Genomic DNA, 2,210 nt, shown 5'->3' on the forward strand with positions numbered 1-2,210 from the left:
CGTACTTTCGCCTTAGCCATTTCACGCTCGGCCACCACATCGGGCAGGCTGACCTTGTCCTTTATCAGTGGCTGCATGCTGTCAATAAAGGCCTTAAAGTCGCCAATATTATGCAAGCGTTTAGAGTCTTTGAACGGTACGAGTATGTTTTCTGCTTTAAGGGCTGCGGACAGGAAACCGGCGTTGTTGGCACTTTGGGATTTATATAAGGAAGTGAATATCTTTGCGTTGAAGCTTGTGTCGCGGCTGGGGCGTTTTTCGATGGTGGTGACAATATAATCTAGGGCTACCCATTCACTTGAGAACAGGCCGCCGGTGTCATTGTCGGTGATACGCACAAGTAGGGTTTTGGCGGTGGTATCGTAGCCTATGTTGTAGGTCAGGGTATGCTCGGCTGGTGCGGATACTTTGCCACAGGTTGAGATTTTTAGGATGTTGATTTTTGTTGTATTTGGAGTTGTCATGAGAAGTTCCTCTGAGGGTTACGATAAGCAACGATTGTGCTTATTCATATAAGATACCCAGAGAGCCGCAAAGGGCGGGGTGAATTGCCAAGTTTGTTTAAGTACTGAATTGCTGTCGTTTTAGTTATGTTTCATTACTTGGAGTGAATTCTTGGCTGGCCGTTGTGAAGCGAATTGCGGTCATATGGTTTATGTTCACCTACCGTATCAAAAACTGAGTAAGCGGACATTCACATAGCGTTATTCAAATTTTTTTTAAAACATAGAAATCATTACCTTCGATATTTCATCTCACATCCATCGGACTTATCGCACCTGACTTATGTTTACCTAAAACATGAGTATAGATTTGGGTGGTTTTAACGTCATCATGCCCCAGTAATTCCTGAACCACTCTAATATCATGCCCTGTTTCAAGTAAGCGAGTTGCAAAGCTATGCCGAAAAGTATGTGATGTAACCCGCTTCAAAATGCCAGCCTCTTGAACTGCTTTTCTCAACGCTTTACGAAATGCGGTTTGATGCAAATGATGGCGGCAAACATATCCATCGTAGGGATGCACACATCGAGTGGTCGAAGGAAAAGCATATTGCCATGACAAGTTAGTTGCGGCTTTGCCATATTTACGAAGCAGTGAAGAAGGGAGCGATGTCAATCCGTACCCTTCATTGATATCCTTTTGGTGAATGCTCTCAACTTTTTTAATTTGTTTGGTAATGGCATCTTTCGCCAGTTCAGGGAACAGCGTCACACGGTCTTTTTGGCCTTTTGACCGAAAGATAAAAATAGTGCTTCGTTCAAAGTCAAAATCCTTTAAGCGTAACTTTAGCACCTCAGATATACGGAAACCTCCGCCATACATGAGTATGCCAATTGTTTTATGAACACCTTGCAACTTATCGATAACAGCAATCGCGTCTTTATGGCTTAGCACTTCAGGGACACGAACAGGCGTCTTAGCAAACTGAAAAGACATATTAGTCAAATCCATTTCGAGCACATGACGATACATAAAGATGACAGCACATAAGGCTTGGTTTTGTGTGGTTGGTGATACTTTAACTTCGATGGCGAGATGAGTTAAAAACTGCTCAACCTCTAATTCCCCTATATCTTTAGGGTGGCGCTTGCCATTGAAATAAATAAACCGTCGAATCCAATGCAGGTAGGCTTTTTCAGTTTTTAGACTGTAATGTTTAGTTCGTAAAACGACTCTAATCGATTCTATGGAAGGTGAGCGGGACATAATATTACCTTCAAAATATACTGTATATAAAAACAGGTATAATGCAGGTTTTTGAAAAAAGCCAATTTCGCTTCCTATTAAATAAATTTCCTTGGTCTCACTTTGTTTTTCAGAAAATCGCTAAGTTATTAATTTAATTATGGAAAATATTTTGCACATGGTTTTTAATAGGAAGCGAAAAAAGTCTCGTTAAAGTCAGGCTCCTTTTGTTTTTTAGTTCTGCGGTAGATTTGACTGAATTGAAGTAGAAAATACGTAATAAAATCAGAAGGTAAGCACTGAAAATGACGAATAGAATAATCAAACCGAGCAGTTGCAAATGCGAAATGCTCGTTAATAAGCGTTATGTGAGCAATTAAAGTCCGATTTTTCTTTTTAAAACAATGATTTAACTTGGTTTTTCTGGTGCTGTATATTAAAACAGTATTACAAGTTTAAATCATATGAAAAGAAAAACTAAGTCGGAATTTGACAGGGGCTATACTCTTTTCATTCCCCTT

General features: G+C 40.0%; 2 protein-coding genes. Both read right to left on the bottom strand.

Annotated elements, in window-relative coordinates; all coding sequences use genetic code 11:
• Positions 1-464, bottom strand: a 464-nt coding sequence (locus AX660_RS23075) for a hypothetical protein (RefSeq protein WP_201027389.1), incomplete at its 3' end; no start/stop codon positions are given.
• Between the two features lie 286 nt (positions 465-750).
• The gene (locus AX660_RS02490) at positions 751-1,710 is read right to left on the bottom strand and encodes an integron integrase (RefSeq protein ID WP_068371962.1); all 960 of its coding nucleotides are present in this window, start codon (positions 1,708-1,710) and stop codon (positions 751-753) included.
• Positions 1,711-2,210 lie beyond the last annotated feature (500 nt).

This window comes from Paraglaciecola hydrolytica (genome assembly GCF_001565895.1).
Taxonomy (GTDB): Bacteria; Pseudomonadota; Gammaproteobacteria; order Enterobacterales; family Alteromonadaceae; genus Paraglaciecola; species Paraglaciecola hydrolytica.

What these genes read in the sequence shown, in the direction of transcription:
- AX660_RS02490 (WP_068371962.1), bottom strand. Translation starts at nt 1,710, where the DNA reads ATGTCCCGCTCACCTTCCATAGAATCGATTAGAGTCGTTTTACGAACT.